15 protein-coding genes are annotated in these 17,731 nt (G+C 73.7%); 9 read left to right on the forward strand and 6 right to left on the reverse strand.

Features of this window, described 5'->3' with window-relative positions; all coding sequences use genetic code 11:
- Positions 1–295: 295 nt before the first annotated feature.
- On the reverse strand, positions 296–2,473 hold the full coding sequence (locus tag VIW71_RS11210) for an alpha-galactosidase (protein ID WP_331621945.1): 2,178 nt from the start codon (positions 2,471–2,473) through the stop codon (positions 296–298).
- A gap of 690 nt (positions 2,474–3,163) precedes the next feature.
- Here VIW71_RS11210 and VIW71_RS11215 point away from each other — a divergent pair.
- Positions 3,164–3,841 carry a maleylpyruvate isomerase N-terminal domain-containing protein gene (locus tag VIW71_RS11215; protein ID WP_331621946.1) on the forward strand — a complete coding sequence of 226 codons (678 nt, stop codon included), beginning with the start codon at positions 3,164–3,166 and terminating at the stop codon, positions 3,839–3,841.
- Between the two features lie 38 nt (positions 3,842–3,879).
- Here the strand turns inward: VIW71_RS11215 and ligD are convergent, their stop codons facing one another.
- The gene (ligD, locus tag VIW71_RS11220) at positions 3,880–4,767 is read right to left on the reverse strand and encodes a non-homologous end-joining DNA ligase (RefSeq protein WP_331621947.1); all 888 of its coding nucleotides are present in this window, start codon (positions 4,765–4,767) and stop codon (positions 3,880–3,882) included.
- Between the two features lie 38 nt (positions 4,768–4,805).
- Between ligD and VIW71_RS11225 the strand changes: the two genes are divergently transcribed.
- The 5 genes from VIW71_RS11225 (at position 4,806) to VIW71_RS11240 (ending at position 9,958) form a co-directional block, all read left to right on the forward strand.
- The gene (locus VIW71_RS11225) at positions 4,806–5,912 is read left to right on the forward strand and encodes a Ku protein (RefSeq protein ID WP_331621948.1); all 1,107 of its coding nucleotides are present in this window, start codon (positions 4,806–4,808) and stop codon (positions 5,910–5,912) included.
- 338 nt (positions 5,913–6,250) lie between these two features.
- Complete coding sequence (locus VIW71_RS11230) at positions 6,251–7,003, forward strand: GNAT family N-acetyltransferase (protein WP_331621949.1); 753 nt, start codon at positions 6,251–6,253, stop codon at positions 7,001–7,003.
- Between the two features lie 51 nt (positions 7,004–7,054).
- Positions 7,055–7,219 (forward strand): putative leader peptide, encoded by a 165-nt coding sequence (locus VIW71_RS26545; RefSeq protein WP_414720727.1) that lies wholly within the window; start codon positions 7,055–7,057, stop codon positions 7,217–7,219.
- A 121-nt stretch (positions 7,220–7,340) separates the two neighbouring features.
- Positions 7,341–8,552: an LLM class flavin-dependent oxidoreductase gene (locus VIW71_RS11235; protein WP_331621950.1), complete on the forward strand. Its 1,212-nt coding sequence runs from the start codon at positions 7,341–7,343 to the stop codon at positions 8,550–8,552.
- Positions 8,553–8,572: 20 nt separating this feature from the next.
- Positions 8,573–9,958: an NtaA/DmoA family FMN-dependent monooxygenase gene (locus tag VIW71_RS11240; protein WP_331621951.1), complete on the forward strand. Its 1,386-nt coding sequence runs from the start codon at positions 8,573–8,575 to the stop codon at positions 9,956–9,958.
- A gap of 150 nt (positions 9,959–10,108) precedes the next feature.
- Here the strand turns inward: VIW71_RS11240 and VIW71_RS11245 are convergent, their stop codons facing one another.
- Entirely contained in the window at positions 10,109–11,539 is a 1,431-nt protein-coding gene (locus VIW71_RS11245; RefSeq protein WP_331621952.1) for a dihydrolipoyl dehydrogenase family protein, read from the reverse strand.
- A gap of 285 nt (positions 11,540–11,824) precedes the next feature.
- Here VIW71_RS11245 and VIW71_RS11250 point away from each other — a divergent pair, with 285 nt between their 5' ends.
- The 3 genes from VIW71_RS11250 (at position 11,825) to lnt (ending at position 14,965) form a co-directional block, all read left to right on the forward strand.
- Complete coding sequence (locus VIW71_RS11250) at positions 11,825–12,421, forward strand: histidine phosphatase family protein (protein WP_331621953.1); 597 nt, start codon at positions 11,825–11,827, stop codon at positions 12,419–12,421.
- Between the two features lie 238 nt (positions 12,422–12,659).
- Entirely contained in the window at positions 12,660–13,184 is a 525-nt protein-coding gene (locus tag VIW71_RS11255) for a DoxX family protein (protein ID WP_331621954.1), read from the forward strand.
- Between the two features lie 251 nt (positions 13,185–13,435).
- Complete coding sequence (gene lnt, locus VIW71_RS11260) at positions 13,436–14,965, forward strand: apolipoprotein N-acyltransferase (protein WP_331621955.1); 1,530 nt, start codon at positions 13,436–13,438, stop codon at positions 14,963–14,965.
- Here lnt and VIW71_RS11265 read toward each other — a convergent pair.
- From VIW71_RS11265 to VIW71_RS11275, 3 genes are all read right to left on the reverse strand, one after another.
- Positions 14,931–15,836: a Gfo/Idh/MocA family protein gene (locus tag VIW71_RS11265; RefSeq protein WP_331621988.1), complete on the reverse strand. Its 906-nt coding sequence runs from the start codon at positions 15,834–15,836 to the stop codon at positions 14,931–14,933. The two genes, lnt and VIW71_RS11265, sit on opposite strands and share 35 nt — an antisense overlap.
- Before the next feature lie 321 nt (positions 15,837–16,157).
- Positions 16,158–16,838, reverse strand: a complete 681-nt coding sequence (ung, locus tag VIW71_RS11270) for a uracil-DNA glycosylase (RefSeq protein WP_331621989.1) — start codon at positions 16,836–16,838, stop codon at positions 16,158–16,160.
- A 90-nt stretch (positions 16,839–16,928) separates the two neighbouring features.
- Positions 16,929–17,687: an SDR family oxidoreductase gene (locus VIW71_RS11275; RefSeq protein ID WP_331621956.1), complete on the reverse strand. Its 759-nt coding sequence runs from the start codon at positions 17,685–17,687 to the stop codon at positions 16,929–16,931.
- Between the last annotated feature and the right edge of the window lie 44 nt (positions 17,688–17,731).

The following is a 17,731-nucleotide window of genomic DNA, read 5'->3' on the forward strand; positions in this document are numbered from 1 at the left end:
GGGCTGACGCCCGAGCTCCTGGAGTGGGCGGCCGAGGAACGAGGCCACCCGCACAAGGAGCGAGCAGGAAGACCGACCGAAAACGCCACAGGGCTGACGCCCGAGCTCCTGGAGTGGGCGGCCGAGGAACGAGGCCACCCGCACAAGGAGCGAGCAGGAAGACCGACCGAAAACGCCACAGGGCGCTGTCTGCGACCCGCGTGGGGTGACCGCGCGGGTCCGTGACCCGCGCAGCCGCCTCCCGCAGCAGGACGGCGCGCCCCGGAACCCCCGCCCTCACAGCACCCGCCCGCCGTCAGTCCTCCCGCCGCACCTCGAACAGCAGCGCCTGCTCCGGGTTGAGCGTCGGCATCGGCACCCCGGCCACCGCGAGCACCGTCCCCGGCAGCGTCACCCAGCCGTCGACGGCCGCGGCGAACCAGGCCGGGCCGCCGTTCTGGTGGAAGGAGGGCAGGCCGAGTTCGGTGCGGACCCGCACCCGGTAGGTCCCCTCCGCCGCGAGACCGGGAAGCCGTACCCGCCCCGACTGGGCCTCGGTCGAGGTGGCCACCCGAGCCCAGCAGTAGAGCGCGGCCGTGCCGTCGTAACCGACCACGCCGTGCAGCAGCGTCGCGTCACCGGCCAGGTCGGCGCGTACGGTTCGGCCGCCGTGCAGCAGCGGACGCAGCTCCCGGTACAAAGCGGTCCAGGCGGTGAGCCGGGCCAGCTCCTCCGGCGTGCACCGGGTGATGTCCTGCTCAATGCCCGGGTGGCCGAAGAGCGCGGTGGCCAGCCGGAAGGTGTCGGTGCTGCGCCGCGCGGTGGTGTGGCTGGGCGAGGCGCCGACGTGGGCGCCGACGAGCTCCGGCGGCAGCAGTTGGCCGGTCCAGCGCTGGATGGACTGGCGCTCCACCGGGTCGTTGCAGTCCGAGGCCCACACCCGGTCGGTCCTGGCGAGGATGCCGAGGTCGATCCGCCCGCCGCCGCTGGCGCAGCTCTCGATCTCCAGTCCGGGATGCCGCTCCTTCAGCGCGTCCAGCAGCCGGTACACCGCTTCCACCTGGGCACGTGCCACGGGCCGGTCGGAGGCACCGCGCACCGCCTCGTGCAGTTCCCGGTTGTGGTCCCATTTGAGGTAGTCGATGGCGTACTTCTCGACCAGCGTGTCCAGGGCGCGGAGCAGGTAGTCCGACACGTCGGGGTTGGCCACGTCCAGGACGTGCTGGTGGCGGGCGGCGGGGCCGAGGCCGCCGGCCGGGCCGAGCACCCACTCGGGGTGCTTGCGGGCCAGGTCGGAGTCGAGGTTGATCATCTCCGGCTCGAACCACAGGCCGAACTCCATGCCCAGCGACCGCACATGGTCCACGAGCGGGGTGAGCCCGCCGGGCCACACCTCCGGGTCGACCGTCCAGTCGCCGAGCCCGGCGTGGTCGGAGCGGCGTCCGTTGAACCAGCCGTCGTCCAGCACGAACCGCTCGACGCCGACCTCGGCGGCCCGGTCGACGAGCCGCAGCAGCCGGTCGAGGTCGTGGTCGAAGTACACCGCCTCCCAGCTGTTGAGGATCACCGGGCGGGGCCGGCGCGGATGCGTCGGCCGGTCCCGCAACAGCGTGTGGAACCGGTCGGCGAGCCCGTCGAGGCCCTCGCCGGACCAGGCGAAGTAGCAGACGGGCGTGCGGTAGCTGTCGCCGGGAGCGAGCCGGACCTCACCGGCCCGCAGCAGGTCTCCGCCGCCGAGCACCGAGGCGTGGGTGCCAGCGCCCTCGGGCAACCGCTCGACCAGGTAGCGCTGATCACCGCTCCACCCGACGTGCAGCCCCCACACCTCGCCCTCGCGGAACCCGAAGCCGGGCACGCCGACGGCGACCAGATACGGCGAGTCCAGCCCCGGCTTCCCGCGGCGGACCTCGCGGCTGTGGGTGCCGTACCGCAGCGGACCGCGCTGCGGGGAGCGCTCGCGGCTCCACTTGCCGGTGAAGTCGAGGATCTCCCCCGCCCGGCGGGGCAGCGGCAGCAGCGTGGTGACCTGCGCGAGGTCGTACGGCGCCGGGTCCGCCTCGGCCTGGCGGGTGATCTCGGTCCGCACGCCGAGCACGCCGGACGGCTCCAGCGTGTAGGTGACGGTCACATCGAGTCCGGCCGCGCCCTCGGTGAGGGAGACGGACAGTTCGCCGCCTTCGGCGTCCTGGCGGTACGAGGTGCCGGTCGTGGTCAGCCGCGGCGCGCTGGTGGTGCCGTCGAGATGGCCGTGGTGGGCGGGAGTGCCGGACCAGCCGTCGGCCTCGGTGGGCCAGATGGTGAAGGTGCGCGGAACGTCGAGCGAGTTGTTGAGCAGGGCGGGCTCGGCGGTCAGGCTCAGGGCGGCGCGGTCCGCGTCGGACAGTTCCCCGAGGTCCGCTCCCCAGTGGAGGACTCTGGGCACCGGCTCGGTGAGTTCCACGACGAAGCAGGTGCCGGCCGCGCGCAGGGAGACGATCCGCGGGGTGTCAGGCATACGGGGTCCTTTCCTCTTGTCCCGCCCGCCGGACGAGGGTCGGTGCCGCGGGGGCTCGTCCGGCGGGCAGGATGTTGTTGTCGGATGTGTCGTGTTCGATTATCGGTCGCCGATGGTCGCTGGGGCAGCCCTTCGGGGCATGGCCGTGCCCTCGCTCCGCACCGAGGACGGGAAGAATGTACCGGTCTGCCGTCATCGCGGTTTCGCGGGACTCGGCGCAGCGCGCTCGCCCGCCTTCGACGAAGGCACCGGTCGGGCGGCGCCTGCCCGACCGCGAAGCCGGGACGGCGATGGCGGAGCAGGGTGCACGCGGGGAGCGGCGGACCGGCCTGGAGCACGCGCGTGCCGGCTGGGCGCGGCGGGTTCCGGGGCGGCGGGGCCGGTTCCGGGGCGGACGTGCGGCTCGGGCGGTTCACCGGGGACACCCCCGTTCCTGGACGGCGCGAGCCAGTACGCGTACGGGCGGCAGACCCACCTCAGCGTCGGCGTGGTCGCAGGCCGGATGCGGCGGCTTCCGACTGGAGGCCCCCGAGGGCGTGCGCTTCCTGCTCAGGCCTCAGCTGCTCACCGCCGAGGCGGCGGCCCGCCTCGATGCGCAACCGCCGCAGCGCGGGGACGAGGTGGAGGCGGTCCGGACCGAAACGGGGGTACGAGGGCCGGCGGCCGGGCGCGGAAAACGGCTGGGCGCGGATGTGGCGGACGGGTACGGTTCCCGGCGTGAGCCGATCTTCACAGAGCGCAGCCGGACCCGTCACCGCCGACGACCTCGACCTCGCGGTACGCCTCTCGGTCGACGCGTTGGGCCGGGCGCCGGACGCGGGGTGGGACGGTAACGCCGGCTCGCTGGAGTGGACCTGCTGGGAGACGGTGGAGCACCTGGCCGACGACCTGTTCGCGTACGCCGTCCAGCTCGGTCCCCGCAGACCGCCGCTGACCGGCGAGGTGCCCTTCGTCTGGGAGAGCCGCAGGACCGGCGGCCCCGCCAACGCCGTGCACGCGGACCGGGCGGCGGGCCCCGCCGGCCTGCTTCAGGTGCTGGAGACGTGCGGCGCGCTGCTGGTCGCGATGGTACGGACGACCCCGCCGGACGTCCGCGCGTACCACGGCTTCGGCGTCTCCGACCCCGAGGGCTTCGCCGCGATGGGCCTCGTGGAGACCCTGGTGCACACCCACGACCTGGCCGCCGGGCTGGGCCTGGCCTGGACCCCACCGGCCGATCTGTGCGCCCGCGCGCTGGCCCGCCTCTTCCCGGACGTCCCGGCCGGCACCGGCCCCTGGCCCACCCTGCTGTGGGCCACCGGCCGCGCCGGGCTGCCGGGCCGTCACCGGCTGGAGACATGGCGCTGGGACGGCACCCCGCGCCGGTGAGCGACCAGGCTTCGCGGGGCTCCCGCGTCCCTGCCGCCTCACCCGGGCAGCGCCCGCGCCGCGCGCGGGTCGAGCAGCCCGGCCAGCAGGTCGCCCTGCTCGACCACCCGCCCGGGCACGTCCGCGACGGTGAAGACCAGTTGCTCCGGATCGCGGGCGGCGGCCACCTCGTCCCAGGAGACCGGTGCCGAGACGGTCGGCAGGTCGCGGGCGCGGACGGTGTAGGGAGCCGCCGTCGTCTTCTTCGCCGAGTTCTGCGACCAGTCGATGAAGACGCGTCCGGTGCGGTCGGCCCTGGTCATCCGGGAGATCACCCGGTCGGGGTGGCGGCCCTCCAGCTCCTGCGCGACGCGCTTGGCGTAGTCGCTGGCCGCGTGCGGGCTCGCGTCGAGCAGCGCGGCGAACAGGTGCAGGCCCTTGGAGCCGCTGGTCTTCGCCCAGGTCTCGATGCCGTCCTCGGCGAGCCGTTCGCGCAGCAGCAGCGCGACCCGGCAGCAGTCGATCACCGTGCGGTCCTCGCCGGGGTCCAGGTCGATCACCAGCCGGTCGGCGGCCTCCATCGCGCCCGCCCGCCACTGCGGGGTGTGGAGCTCCACGCAGGCGAGATTGCCCGCCCACATCAGCGTGGCGAGATCGTTGACCTGCACCTGCTCCATGAACTCGCCGCTCTTCCTGAGCGTCTCGGCGACGGTCACCCATTCGGGTGTGCCGGCGGGCGGCCGTTTCTGGAAGAAACGCTGGCCGTCCACGCCGTCGGGGGTGCGGACGAAGCTCACCGGCCGGCCGCGGGTGTACGGCAGCAGGACGTCGGCCACGCTCGCGTAGTAGTGCAGCATCTCGGCCTTGGTGGTACCGGTGCGCGGCCAGAGCACCCGGTCGAGGTGGCTGAGCTTCAGCCGGCGGCCCTCGATCTCGGTGATCGGCATACGATAAAAGTCTCATAGGCAGACAAAAAGGACACGTCATGCGCAGCGTCTGGTCGGGGAACCTCGCTTTCGGCCTGGTCTCCATCCCCGTCAAACTCGGAGCCGCCGTCTCCAGCCACAAGATCGGCTTCCGCCAGGTCCACCTGCCCGACCTGGGCCGCGTCCGCTACCAGAAGACCTGCGAGGTGGACCACAAGGTCCTGTCGGCCTCCGACATCGGGCGCGCCTACGAGACCCCGGACGACCAGTTGGTGCCGCTCTCCGACGACGAGCTCCAGGCACTGCCGCTGCCCACCGCCAAGACCATCGAGGTGCACGGCTTCCTCGACACGGCCACGGTCGACTCCATGCAGCTCGACACGCCCTACTTCCTCGCGCCCTCCTCCCCCGCGGCGAACAAGCCGTACGTCCTGATGCGCGAGGCGCTCTCCCGCTCGGGCAAGGCCGCGGTCGGCAAGTTCGCCATGCGCAACTCCGAGCATCTCGCGCTGATCACGTCGCGCGACGACGTACTCGTGCTCCAGACGCTGCGCTGGCCGGACGAGCTGAACTCCGCCGCGGAGGCGGCTCCCAAGGGCCGCGTCAACATCAGCGACAACGAGCTGCGCCTCGCCGACACCCTCATCGACGCGCTCGGCGAGGCCGACCTCTCCGCCTTCCACGACGAGTACGCCCAGGCGGTCGAAGCGCTGGTCACCGCCAAACTCGAGGGCGCGGAACTCCCGCCCGCCGGCGAGGAGGCGGCGGGCGGCCAGGTCGTCGACCTCATGTCCGCACTCGCCGCCTCCGTCGAGGCTGCGAAGAGCGGCGCGGCGCCCGAGGGACAGGCGCCCTCGGAGGACGCCACCGTCACCCGGCTCCGGCCCACGGGCCGGAAGACGGCCGCGAAGAAGACAGCGAACGGTCAGGGCGCGGACCGGAAGAAGGCGCCTGCGAAGAAGGCAGCGGCGTCCGCGAAGTCCGCCACGTCCGGTTCCACACCCTCGAAGCCGTCGACGCCGAAGTCGTCCGCGCCGAAGTCGGACGTTTCGGCGCCCGAGCCCGCGGCACCGGAGTCCGCGGCGAGCAAGAAGACCGGGGCGAAGAAGACACCCGCGAAGAAGACAGCGGCCAAGAAGACGGCCTCGAAGCGCCGGGCCGGCTGACCGGCGGCCGGGGGCCGGCGTTTTCTGAACGGCGTGTGAAGCCTACGCCCGCCGAGGGCCGCGAACCGGGATGATCCGGGATCTTCCGCCGATGCGTTCATTGACACGTGCCGACGCCGCTGCCAGCGTTACGTGCCAGGCCCGGCCGACTCCGGCCGCCGTGACGAGGCCGTGTCCACCTCCCTGGTCAACCCGCCCGGGCTGCCGCTGACCAACTCCTGGCCGGGACCGGACCGCCCGCGGGGATTTTCGGCGGGCGGTCCCCGGTTGTCCTTGTCGGTCGCGACGACGTCGGTCGCGACGATCAGTACGGGTACCGAACGGAGAACACCGCGACCATGTCGACCAGCCTTCAGCCCCCGCCCGAGCCCAGTGGCCCGGGCACGGCGGAGCCGCACGTCCTGGACAATGCCACGTGGGCCGCGCTGACCGGCCCGCACCGGCATCTCGCCGAGATCGTCGGGGCCGCGGCCCGGTACCAGCAGGACGTCTCACCGTTCGTGGCGTTGGCCGACGCGGAGGACCCGCGGTCGTGGGCGGACCTGGCCGCCCTCGTGGGGCCGGGGAACTCCTTCGCCCTGGCAGGGGTGCCGACGCTGCCCGAGGGATGGGCGACCGGCCAGACCGGGCAGGGCGTGCAGCTCGTGGCGACGAAGTTGCGGGACGAGCCGGACCCGGAGGCCGAACCGCTCGGCCCGGCCGACGTGCCGGAGATGCTGGACCTCGTGGCGCGGGCCCAGCCGGGACCGTTCCTGCCGCGCACGATCGAACTCGGCGCGTACTACGGCATCCGGCGGGCCGGAAAGCTGGTCGCGATGGCCGGTGAGCGGCTGCGCCCGCCCGGCTGGACGGAGATCAGCGCGGTCTGCACCGACGCCGAGCACCGGGGGCGCGGCCTGGCGACCCGGTTGGTCCGTCATGCCGCCGCCGAAATCCGGGAGCGCGGCGACACCCCGTTCCTGCACGCGGCGGCGTCCAACACCGGCGCGATCCGGCTGTACGAGTCGATGGGCTTCACCCTGCGCCGTGGCACCCTCTTCCACTTCCTGCGCGTCCCGGGCGGCATTGCGCGGGGCGCGGACGCGGGCTAGCGTCACAGGCCGAGGGACTGGTGCGGTGCGGACCTGGGGGGGGTGACAGCGGTGTGTGCGACGCGCGAGGCAGCGCATCCAGGAAACCACGGCGCAGCGCCTGTCGTCGGCCCCACCGCGTTACGCACGCTCACACCCCGCGGTCCGCGCGTCCGCCTCCACCGGCGCCAGCACATCGATCTCCAGCGGGTGGCGGGCGCGCTCTGTCGCCGCTGACCCGGTTCTCTCCCGCGACCCGACCCCGCCCCGCACGCGCCGACGCCGCTCGGCGTACGTCCCGCTCGTACGGGCCCGCGGTCGTGTCCGCCTCCGGTCGACCGAGAAAGGCGCCCCTCGTATGTCCGCATCCCCGCCCCCGCTGCATCTGGCCGTCGCGCTGAACGACGCCGGCTGGCACCCCGCCGCCTGGCGGGAGCCCGGCGCCCGGCCGCGCGAGCTGTTCACCGCCGCCTACTGGACCGACGCCGTGCAGGAGGCCGAGCGCGGCCTGCTCGACTTCGTGACGTTCGAGGACTCCCTCGCGCTCCAGTCCGCCGACCCCTCCTTTCCGGACGACCGCACCGATCAGGTCCGGGGCCGGCTGGACGCGGTCCTGGTCGCGGCCCGGGTCGCCCCGCTGACCCGGCGGATCGGGCTGGTCCCGACGCTGGTCGCCACCCACACCGAGCCGTTCCACCTCTCCAAGGCGATCGCCACCTTGGACTATGTGAGCACCGGCCGCGCCGGGTTGCGGGTCCAGGTGGCCGCGCAGCCGTACGTGGCCGCGCACTTCGGCCGCCGCGAACTGCCGCCGTTCCGCTTCGAGGACTGGCACGAGCCGCGGGTGCAGGAGTCGGTCGCCGAGCTGTTCCAGGAGGCCGCCGACTACGTGGAGGTGGTCCGCCGCCTCTGGGACAGTTGGGAGGACGGTGCGGAGATCCGGGACGTGGCCACCGGCCGGTTCGTGGACCGCGCCAAGCTGCACTACGCCGACTTCCAGGGGCGGCACTTCAGCGTCAAGGGGCCTTCGATCACGCCCCGTCCGCCGCAGGGCCAGCCCCTGGTGACCGCGCTCGCGCACGGCAGCGTCGCGTACCGGCTGGTGGCGGGTTCGGCGGACGTCGGCTTCGTGACCCCGCAGGACGCCGGGCAGGCGGCGGAGATCGTCGCCGGGATCCGGGGCGGGCAGGCGGCGGCCGGGCGCGCCGGCGAGACCGTGCACGTCTTCGGCGATCTGCTGGTCTTCCTCGGTGAGAGCGCTGCCGCCGCGCGAGCCCGCCGGGAGCGGCTGGACGCGCTGCTGGACGCGCCGTACGCCGGCGACGCCCCGGTCTTCGCCGGCACCCCGGCCCAACTGGCCGATCTGCTGCTGGAGTTGCGGGAGGGCGGCCTCACCGGGTTCCGGCTGCGTCCGGCCGACGCCGACCACGACCTGCGGGCGATCGTCCGGGGGCTGGTGCCGGAGTTGCAGGACCGCGGGGCGTTCCGCCGCCGCTACGAGGCCGCGACGCTGCGCGGTCTGCTGGGTCTCCCCCGGCCCGCCAACCGCTACGCCCGTGCGGGCGCCTGAAGGAAGGACCGGACACCGCCATGAGCAGCACGCCCAAGCAGATCCATCTCGCGGCCCACTTCCCCGGCGTCAACAACACCACCGTGTGGAGCGACCCGGCGGCCGGCAGCCATATCGAGTTCAGCTCTTTCAGCCACTTCGCGCGCACCGCGGAGCGCGCCAAGTTCGACTTCCTGTTCCTCGCCGAGGGGCTGCGGCTGCGCGAACAGGGCGGGCAGATCTACGACCTGGACGTGATGGGCCGCCCCGACACGTTCACGGTGCTCGCCGCGCTGGCCGCGGTCACCGACCGGATCGGGCTGACCGGCACCATCAACTCCACGTTCAACGAGCCCTACGAGGTGGCCCGGCAGTTCGCCAGCCTGGACCATCTGTCCGGGGGCCGGGCGGCCTGGAACGTCGTCACGTCCTGGGACGCGTTCACCGGCGAGAACTTCCGGCGCGGCGGCTTCCTCGCGCAGGGCGACCGCTACTCGCGGGCCGAGGCGTTCCTGGGCACCGCACGGGAGTTGGCCGACTCCTGGCGCGGCGACGACATCGTGGCCGACAAGGAGTCGGGACGCTTCCTCGCCGATCCGGCGGCGGGCGCCTTCCGGCACAAGGACGAGCACTTCGACATCGCGGGCCGGTTCAACGTGCCGCGCAGCCCGCAGGGCCGGCCGGTGATCTTCCAGGCGGGCGACTCGGAGGAGGGCCGCGAGTTCGCGGCCGCCTCGGCGGACGCCATCTTCAGCCGGTACGCCACGCTGGAGGCCGGGCAGGCCTTCTACCAGGACGTGAAGGGCCGCCTCACCCGGCACGGCCGTACCCGCGACGAGTTGCTGATCCTGCCCGCCGCCACCTTCGTACTCGGCGACACCGACGCGGAGGCCCGGGAGCGGGCGCGGGAGGTACGCCGGGCCCAGGTCAGCGGGCAGACCGCGATCAAGCTGCTGGAACAGGTGTGGAACCGGGACCTGTCCGGGTACGACCCGGACGGCCCGCTGCCCGAGGTGGACCCCGATCCCGGGGAGCACACCCTCGCACAGGGCCGGGCGAGCGTGCGCCAGTTCCGCGACCCGCTGGCCACCGCCCGTGAGTGGCGGGCGCTCGCGGAGGCGGAGGGGCTGTCCATCCGCGAGCTGATGATCCGCAACGGTGCCCGGCAGACCTTCGTCGGTTCACCGTCGACCGTGGCCCGCGCCATCGACGACGTCGTCCAGGCCGACGCCGCCGACGGCTTCATCCTCGTCCCGCACATCACACCCGGCGGCCTGGACGCCTTCGCGGACACTGTGGTGCCGCTGCTCCAGGAACGCGGGGTGTTCCGGCAGGAGTACGAGGGTCCGACCCTCCGCGACCACCTGGGCCTGCGCCGCCCGACGCCCGGAGCGGTGAGCGGAGCGCCGGACCCGTGGACAGCGTGAGGACGAACGCCGGCGGGCGGCAGCGGCCGTCGGCGGCCAGGTGGACCTCGGTCGTCAGCCCCGGGTCCGCGAACGGAACCCGTCGGCTCATCCCGCGAGCCCCCGCGCCGCCGCCCTCCGTACGGCGTGCACCGGCGCGGGCCCCGGCACTCAGTCCCGGAACGTCTCCAGCAGCCGCAGCCAGATCTCGCTGATCGTCGGGTACGCGGGGACGGCGTGCCAGAGCCGTTCGACCGGCACCTCCCCCGCGACCGCGACGGTGGCGGAGTACAGCAGCTCGCCGGTGCCCGGGCCGGCGAAGGTGACGCCGATCAGGTGCCCGCGGTCGAGGTCCACGATCATCCGGGCCTGGCCGCGGTAGCCGTCCGCGTACAGGCTCGCGCCCGCGACCTGCGCGAGGTCGTAGTCGACCACCCTGGTCCGGCGGCCCGCCTGCTCGGCTTCCCGGGCGGTCAGGCCGACCGAGCCGACCTCCGGGTCGGTGAAGACGACCTGCGGGACGGCGAAGCTGTCCGCAGTGGCGACGTGCGCACCCCAGGGGCGGTCGTCCAGCGGCTCGCCCGTGGCCCGGGCGGCGATCACCGCACCGGCGATCCGGCCCTGGTACTTGCCCTGGTGGGTGAGGAGGGCGCGGCGGTTGACGTCGCCGACCGCGTACAGCCAGCCGTCGGCGACGTCCGTCGCCCGGCAGGTGTCGTCCACCCGCAGCCAGTCGCCGGGGGTGAGTCCGACGGTCTCCAGGCCGAGGTCGTCGGTGTGCGGGGCGCGGCCGGTGGCGAACAGGATCTCGTCGCAGGCCAGTTCGTCCCCGCCGTCGAGGCCCACCCGCACCTCGCCGCCCTCGCGGGCGACCGAGGCCACGGACACCCCGAACCGCAGGTCGACCCCGGCCTCCGCCAGCGTCTCGGCGACCAGTTCGCCCGCGAACGGCTCCATCCGCGGCAGCAGCCCCTGCCCCCGTACGAGCATCGTCACCCGCGCGCCCAGGGCCTGCCACACGGTGGCCATCTCGACCGCCACCACTCCGCCGCCGACCACCGCCAGCCGCCCGGGGACCTCCTTGGCGCTGGTGGCTTCCCGGCTGGTCCACGGCTTCACCTCGGCCAGGCCCGGCAGGTCGGGCAGGGCCGCGGTGGTGCCGGTGCAGACGGCGACCGCGTGCCGGGCGGTGAGCCGTACAGTCCCACCGTCCGGGGTCCGCACGGTCACCTGCCGGGGACCGTCGAGCCGTCCGTGGCCCCGTACCAGATCGACGCCCACCGACGTCAGCCAGCCGACCTGGCCGTCGTCCTTCCAGTGCGAGGTGAACTCGTCGCGGCGGGCGAGGACGGCCTCGGCGTCCAGCGGTCCCGCCACCGCCTGGCTCGCGCCGGCTACCCGGCGCGCGTCGGCGCGGGCGATGACCGGTCGCAGCAGCGCCTTGCTCGGCATGCACGCCCAGTACGAGCACTCGCCGCCGACGAGTTCGCTCTCCACGACGACCGTGCTGAGCCCGGCGGCCCGGGTGCGGTCGGCCACGTTCTCACCGACCGGTCCCGCTCCGATGACCACCACGTCGTAGGTGCGGGGTGCGTCGTTCATGGTGGCTCCTGTGCTGCTGTCGCGATCGGGCGGGGGTCCGTGGCGGCCCGGACGCGTCTGTCCCCGCCCCCCGTCCCTGATTCGGACCGAGGTCACGCGGATGCCGCGACGGGCGCCCGGCGTCATCGTAACGACCGCGTCTGACGGAAGGAGTTCGCGGTCGGCACGGTCCGTGTGGCGTGCGGAAGCCGGCCGGCCGGGTGCGGGAACCGCCGCCGGGCCCGACCCGTCACCGGCGACGTAAGATCACGTCAGGGCGCCGAGGGGCGTCGCAGGAGGTGACCCGTGGGTGAACTCGTTCTGGTCCGGCACGGCGAGACCCAGTGGACCGTGACCGGGCGGCACACCAGCCGCACCGATCTGCCGCTCACCCCGAACGGCGAGGAGCAGGCGCGCGCTCTGGTGCCGCTGCTGACCGGCCTGCACATCGCGTACGCGCTGACCAGCCCGCTGGAACGGGCCCGGCAGACGGCGAAACTGGCCGGTCTCGGCAACGCGCTGGTCGATTCCGACCTGCGCGAGTGGGACTACGGCGGATACGAGGGCGTGACCACTCACGACATCCGCCGCGAGCGCCCGGACTGGGATCTGTGGACGGACGGGGTGGTACCCGGCCCCGACGGCCGTCCCGGGGAGACCGCGGCGGAGGTCGGCGCGCGGGCCGACCGGGTACTCGCGCGGATCGGGGCGGCGTTGGCCGACAACGGGAGCGGCGACGTGGTCCTCGTCGCCCACGGGCACTTCCTGCGGGTGCTGACCGCCCGGCGGCTCGGCCTGCCGCCCGCGGACGGCGCCCTCTTCCAGCTCGCGACCGGTACGGTCAGCCGCCTCGGCCTGGAGCACGGGCGGCCGGTGCTGACCGAGTGGAACCGGCTGCCGTAGGCGGCGGTGAGGGGCAGGTCCCCGGCCCGCGCGGCTCCCCAGCCGTGCCGGTGCTCGCCGGTACGGGGCCTGAGCCGGTACGGGCTCTGAGCCGGTACAGGCCCTGAGCCGGTACGGGGTCCTGCCTCGTGGCGGTGCTCGGCCGGTACCGGTCCTCACCCGGACGGATCTCCACATGAGGCGGTGCGGGCAGCGCTGCGCGGAGACTGGGGCCACGGCTTCCAGGAAAGGACGCGGCATGGCGTTCCCGTACCGCAAGGATCTCGGGCTGCTCGCCCTGCGACTCGGCGTCGGCTCGGTGCTCGTCGCGCACGGCTCGCAAAAGCTCTTCGGCTGGTTCGGCGGCGGCGGGTTGGACGGCACGGCCCAGGCGATGGAGCAGATGGGGTTCCGGCCCGGGCGTCAGGCCGCGCTCGCCTCCGGCCTCGGCGAGACAGGCAGCGGGCTGCTGCTCGGCCTCGGCCTGGCCACCCCCGCCGCGGGCGCCGCGGCGGCCGGCGGTATGGCCGCCGCGGTCTCGGTGCACGCCCCGGCCGGGTTCTTCGCCGAGTCCGGTGGCTTCGAGCACCCGGCCTTCGTCGGCTGCACCGCCGCCGCGCTGGGCCTGGCGGGCCCCGGCCGCTTCTCCCTCGACCACCTCACCGGCCATGTCCTGGACCGCCCCTGGATCATGGCCGCCGCTTTCACCTCGGCGGGCACCGCGGCGTACCTGGTGATCAGCGCCCGGATGCGGGCGGTGCGGGAGGCCGAGCAGAGTTCCTGAGCGGACTCCGCGCGAAGACCGCCACGCGGTTCCGCACCGATTCCGCACCGGACGGGCCTTCCCGCCCTGAACCCCGCCCCGCCGCCCCGCACCCCGTGACCGCGCTCCTCCCACCGCGTTCCGGTGGCGTCCGACTCCGTTTCGTTCCTCCGCTTCCCGGGCCGAAGGCGCATGGTGGGGGGCGGGAGGGGTAGGTCGCAGCGAAGAACGTGGTCGCCCCCCAACGTGCGGGGACTGTCGAGGGAGCGCGCATGACGGCGGCGGCCGAAAGGCAGAAGGAGGCGGGTCTTTCGTCCCCGTGGGTGCGTGGCACAGCGGCGGCGGCGGCCGGCGCGCTGCCCGCGCTGGCCTTTCCCGCGCCGTCGTGGTGGTGGTTCGCGTATGTCGCGCTCGTGCCGTGGATGCTGCTGGCCCGGTCGGCCCCGACCGCACGGCGGGCCGCGCTGGACGGATGGTTCGGCGGCGCGGGGTTCATGCTGGCGGTGCACCACTGGCTGATCCCGAACCTGCATGTGTTCATCGTGATCCTCGCCCTGCTGCTGGGCGCGCTGTGGGCCCCGTGGGGCTGGCTGACGCGGCGGCTGCTCGGCGACGGCGCCGGGATGCGGCAGGCCGCGGCGGCAGCCGTGCTGCTGCCGGCCGGCTGGCTGATGGTGGAACTGGTGCGCTCCTGGCAGGGGCTCGGCGGTCCGTGGGGCCTGCTCGGCGCCAGCCAGTGGCAGGTGGGACCGGCGCTGCGGCTGGTCTCCGTGGGCGGGGTGTGGCTGGTCAGCCTGCTCGTGGTGCTGGTGAACACCGTCGTGACGACGCTGGTCGCGGTGCCGTCCGTGCGCCGTACCGCGATCATTGCCCTTACCGCGGCGGGCGTGGTCACCACCGGGGTGTACCTGTGGGCGCCGCGCCCCCAGCAGTCCGGCTCGGTGCGTATCGCGGTCGTGCAGCCGGGCGTCGTCGCCACCGGCGACGCCCGCTTCGAGCGGGAGGTCCAGCTCACCCGGCAGCTCACCGGCACCCGTCCCGACCTCGTGGTCTGGGGCGAGAGCAGCATCGGCGTCGATCTGGCGACCCGCCCCGACATGGCGAACCGCCTTGCCGCCCTCTCCCGGGAGGTCGGCGCGGACATCCTGGTGAACGTGGACGCCGGCCGTGCCGACGGCACCGGCATCTCGAAGACCTCGGAGCTGATCGGGCCGGACGGCGTGACCGGGCCGACGTACGACAAGATGCGCCTGGTCCCGTTCGGCGAGTACATCCCGCTGCGGCCGCTGCTCGGCTGGGCCACCTCGGTCGGCAAGGCGGCCGACCGGAACCGCAGGCCCGGCACCCGGCGGGTGGTGATGGACACCGGCACCCTGCGGTTCGGCCCGCTGGTCTGCTTCGAGTCCGCGTTCCCGGACATGAGCCGCCGACTGTCCGGCGACGGCGCGCAGGTGCTGATCGCGCAGTCCGCCACCTCGACCTTCCAGGGCAGTTGGGCGCCGGCGCAGCACGCCTCGCTCGCCGCGCTGCGGGCCGCCGAGGACTGGCGGCCGATGGTGCACGCCACGCTCACCGGGATCAGCGCGGTGTACGACGCGGACGGCCGCGCGGTAGGCCACCGGGTCGGCACCGGGGACAGCGCCTCCGCGGTCTACGAGGTGCCGCTGGCCGCCGGTGTCAGCCCGTACGTGCGCTTCGGCGACTGGGTGCCGCGGCTGGCGCTGCTGCTGGTGCTCGTTGCCGGGGCGTACGAGGTGGTCCGGGTGGTCAGGCTGCGGCGCCCTGCCCCCGCACGTCCGTGAGCACGCGCTCGCACAGCTCGTGGGTGAGCAGGGCGTCGCGGGCGTCGAGGAACCGGCCGGCGCGTACGGCGTCGAGGAAGGCCAGGGTGATCTGCTCGATGCCACGCTGCCGGGCGACGGGCACCCAGTCACCGCGGCGGCGCACGGTGGGCTGGCCCTTGTGGTCGACGACCTCCGCGAGGTTGAGCACCTGGCGGCGGGAGTCGCCGCCGCTGACGTCGAGGCTCTCCTCGGCGGAACCGCTCATCCGGTTCATCGACCCGACAGCGGTGAACCCGTCGCCGCTCAGGTGCAGCACGACGTGGTGCAGCAGCCCGCCGCGCACCCGGGCGGAGACCCGCAGGTCCTCCACCGGTCCGGGCACAAGGAACCGCAGGGTGTCCACGACATGGATGAAGTCGTCGAAGATCGCCTCGCGCGGGTCGTCGGCGAGCCCGATCCGGTTCTTCTGCATGAGGATCACGTCGCGCGGGTGGTCCGCGCACTGCGCGTAGCCCGGCGCGTAACGCCGGTTGAAGCCGGCCATCAGCGTCACGCGCCGCTCCTCGGCGAGCGTCACCAGTTCCCGGGCGCCGTCGGCGTCGCGCGCCAGCGGCTTGTCGACGTACGACGGGACGCCCGACTCGATCAGCCGCCGCGCGATGGCCAGGTGATGCTCGGTGGGCGCGTGCACGAACGCGGCGTCGAGGCCCTGGTCGAGCAGCGCGTCCAGCGAGGTGTGCCGGTGCGGGAGGCGGTACGCGTCCCCGGTCCGCCGGAGCGTCGCGGGGGTGCGGGTGTGCAGGTGCAGTTCGAGACCCGGCTGCGCGGTGAGCACCGGCAGGTACGCCTTCTGCGCGATGTCGCCGAGCCCGATGACGCCGATCTTCATCGGGGCGCTGCCGGATCCCATGCGTGCTCCTGTCCTGACCGCTGCCGGTGGTCTGCCCGTACGGTGCTTTCCGCAGCATACGGGCAGGTGGGCGGGGCCGGCAGCGGGGCACCGCGGGGGCCTGTCCGACACATCCCGCCTGCCCCGCGGTGCCCGGCACGCACGCTCGCCGCGTTGTCGGGATCGTCGGAGCAGGCCCGCTTCGCCCACTGCGCCCACTGTTACGCCCGCTACGAGGCCGGTCCTCCGCCGTGCGACCGCACGCACCGGACACCGCGAGCCCCGCCCCGTGGGCGGACGGCGCCCTGCGTCAGACCGGCCCTAGGCGGCGCGTTCCCCGAGGTCCGGGATGCGCCAGTCGATCGGATCGTGCCCCTGGGCCTTGAGCGCCTCGTCGATCCGGCTGAACGGGCGGCTGCCGAGGAAGAGCTTGGCCGACAGCGGTGACGGGTGGGCACCCTCGACCACGGTGTGCCGGGTGGTGTCGATCAGCGGCAGCTTCTTGCGGGCGTAGTTCCCCCAGAGCACGAAGACCGCCGGGTCGGTCCTGGCCGACACCGCCCTTATCACCGCGTCGGTGAACTTCTCCCAGCCCTTGCCCTTGTGTGAGTTGGCCTCGCCCTCCCGGACGGTGAGCACCGCGTTGAGCAGCAGCACGCCCTGTGCGGCCCAGGGCATCAGGTAGCCGTTGTCCGGCACCGGGTAGCCCAGGTCGTCCCGCAGCTCCCTGAAGATGTTCCGCAGCGAGGGCGGGGTCTTCACCCCGGGTCGCACGGAGAAGCACAGACCGTGACCCTGCCCCTCGCCGTGATAGGGGTCCTGGCCCAGGATCAGCACCTTCACCCGGTCGAACGAGGTGGCGTCCAGGGCGGCGAACACCTGGTCGTGCGGCGGGAAGACGCGGTGCTCCCGCCGCTCGGCCTCGACGAAGGCGGTGAGCTGCTGGAAGTAGGGCTTGTCCAACTCCTCGCCGAGCGCGGTCTCCCAGGAGTCGGGCAGCATGCTGGGCACGTCAGGAACCTCCGGTAAGCGATCCGTTACTGTCTCAGAACGTACCGCCTCCCACTGACAACCCGGTCCGTCGTGCCCCCGTCACTGCTTCCCGGCGTGCAGGAACAGCCCTCCGTCCATGACGAGGTTCTGGCCGGTGATCCAGGCGGCCTGGTCGGAGAGGAGGAAGGCGGCGGCACCGCCGATGTCCTCCGGCACCCCGAGCCGCCCCAGCGGGTACCCCGCCGCCGCCTCCTCCTCGCGCCCCTCGTAGAGCGCGGCGGCGAACCGGGTCTTCACCACGGCCGGCGAGATGGCGTTGACCCGTACGCCCGGGGCCATCTCGGCGGCGAGCTGCACGGTGAGGTTGGCCATGGCGGCCTTGCTCATCCCGTAGGCGCCGATGAAGGGTGACGGGGCGAGACCGGCGATGGAGGCGATGTTGACGATCGCGCCGCCGTTCTCCCGCTGCCACGCCTTCCAGGTCCGCTGGGCGAAGCCGAGGGCTGAGACGACGTTGGTCTCGTAGACCTTGCGGACCACGCCGAGGTCGACGTCGGCGAGCAGGCCGTACACCGGGTTGGTGCCGGCGTTGTTGACCAGGAAGTCGATCCGGCCGAACGCCTCCATGGCGCGTTCCACGGCGACGGCCTGGTGGGCCTCGTCGTGGGCCTTCCCGGCCACGCCGATCGCGCGGTCGGCGCCGAGCCGTTCCACCGCCTCCTTGAGCGCGTCCTCGTTGCGTCCGGTGACGCAGACGCGGTCACCGCGGGCGACCAGCGCCTCGGCTATGGCGTAACCGATGCCGCGGCTGGCGCCGGTGACGAGGGCGACGCGTCCGCTGTCCTGGGGCTGGGTCATGAGTGCGGGACCTCTCCGCTGGTCGGTTGCTGGTCGGTCGAGCC

The sequence above is a fragment of the Streptomyces sp. genome (genome assembly GCF_036524955.1).
GTDB lineage: Bacteria > Actinomycetota > Actinomycetes > Streptomycetales > Streptomycetaceae > Actinacidiphila.

What these genes read in the sequence shown, in the direction of transcription:
- ligD (WP_331621947.1), bottom strand. Translation starts at nt 4,767, where the DNA reads ATGCCGATCACCGAGATCGAGGGCCGCCGGCTGAAGCTCAGCCACCTC.
- VIW71_RS11230 (WP_331621949.1), top strand. Translation starts at nt 6,251, where the DNA reads ATGTCGACCAGCCTTCAGCCCCCGCCCGAGCCCAGTGGCCCGGGCACG.
- VIW71_RS11235 (WP_331621950.1), top strand. Translation starts at nt 7,341, where the DNA reads ATGTCCGCATCCCCGCCCCCGCTGCATCTGGCCGTCGCGCTGAACGAC.
- VIW71_RS11225 (WP_331621948.1), top strand. Translation starts at nt 4,806, where the DNA reads ATGCGCAGCGTCTGGTCGGGGAACCTCGCTTTCGGCCTGGTCTCCATC.
- ung (WP_331621989.1), bottom strand. Translation starts at nt 16,838, where the DNA reads ATGCTGCCCGACTCCTGGGAGACCGCGCTCGGCGAGGAGTTGGACAAG.
- VIW71_RS11245 (WP_331621952.1), bottom strand. Translation starts at nt 11,539, where the DNA reads ATGAACGACGCACCCCGCACCTACGACGTGGTGGTCATCGGAGCGGGA.
- lnt (WP_331621955.1), top strand. Translation starts at nt 13,436, where the DNA reads ATGACGGCGGCGGCCGAAAGGCAGAAGGAGGCGGGTCTTTCGTCCCCG.
- VIW71_RS11215 (WP_331621946.1), top strand. Translation starts at nt 3,164, where the DNA reads ATGTGGCGGACGGGTACGGTTCCCGGCGTGAGCCGATCTTCACAGAGC.
- VIW71_RS11275 (WP_331621956.1), bottom strand. Translation starts at nt 17,687, where the DNA reads ATGACCCAGCCCCAGGACAGCGGACGCGTCGCCCTCGTCACCGGCGCC.
- VIW71_RS11240 (WP_331621951.1), top strand. Translation starts at nt 8,573, where the DNA reads ATGAGCAGCACGCCCAAGCAGATCCATCTCGCGGCCCACTTCCCCGGC.
- VIW71_RS11210 (WP_331621945.1), bottom strand. Translation starts at nt 2,473, where the DNA reads ATGCCTGACACCCCGCGGATCGTCTCCCTGCGCGCGGCCGGCACCTGC.
- VIW71_RS11255 (WP_331621954.1), top strand. Translation starts at nt 12,660, where the DNA reads ATGGCGTTCCCGTACCGCAAGGATCTCGGGCTGCTCGCCCTGCGACTC.
- VIW71_RS11265 (WP_331621988.1), bottom strand. Translation starts at nt 15,836, where the DNA reads ATGAAGATCGGCGTCATCGGGCTCGGCGACATCGCGCAGAAGGCGTAC.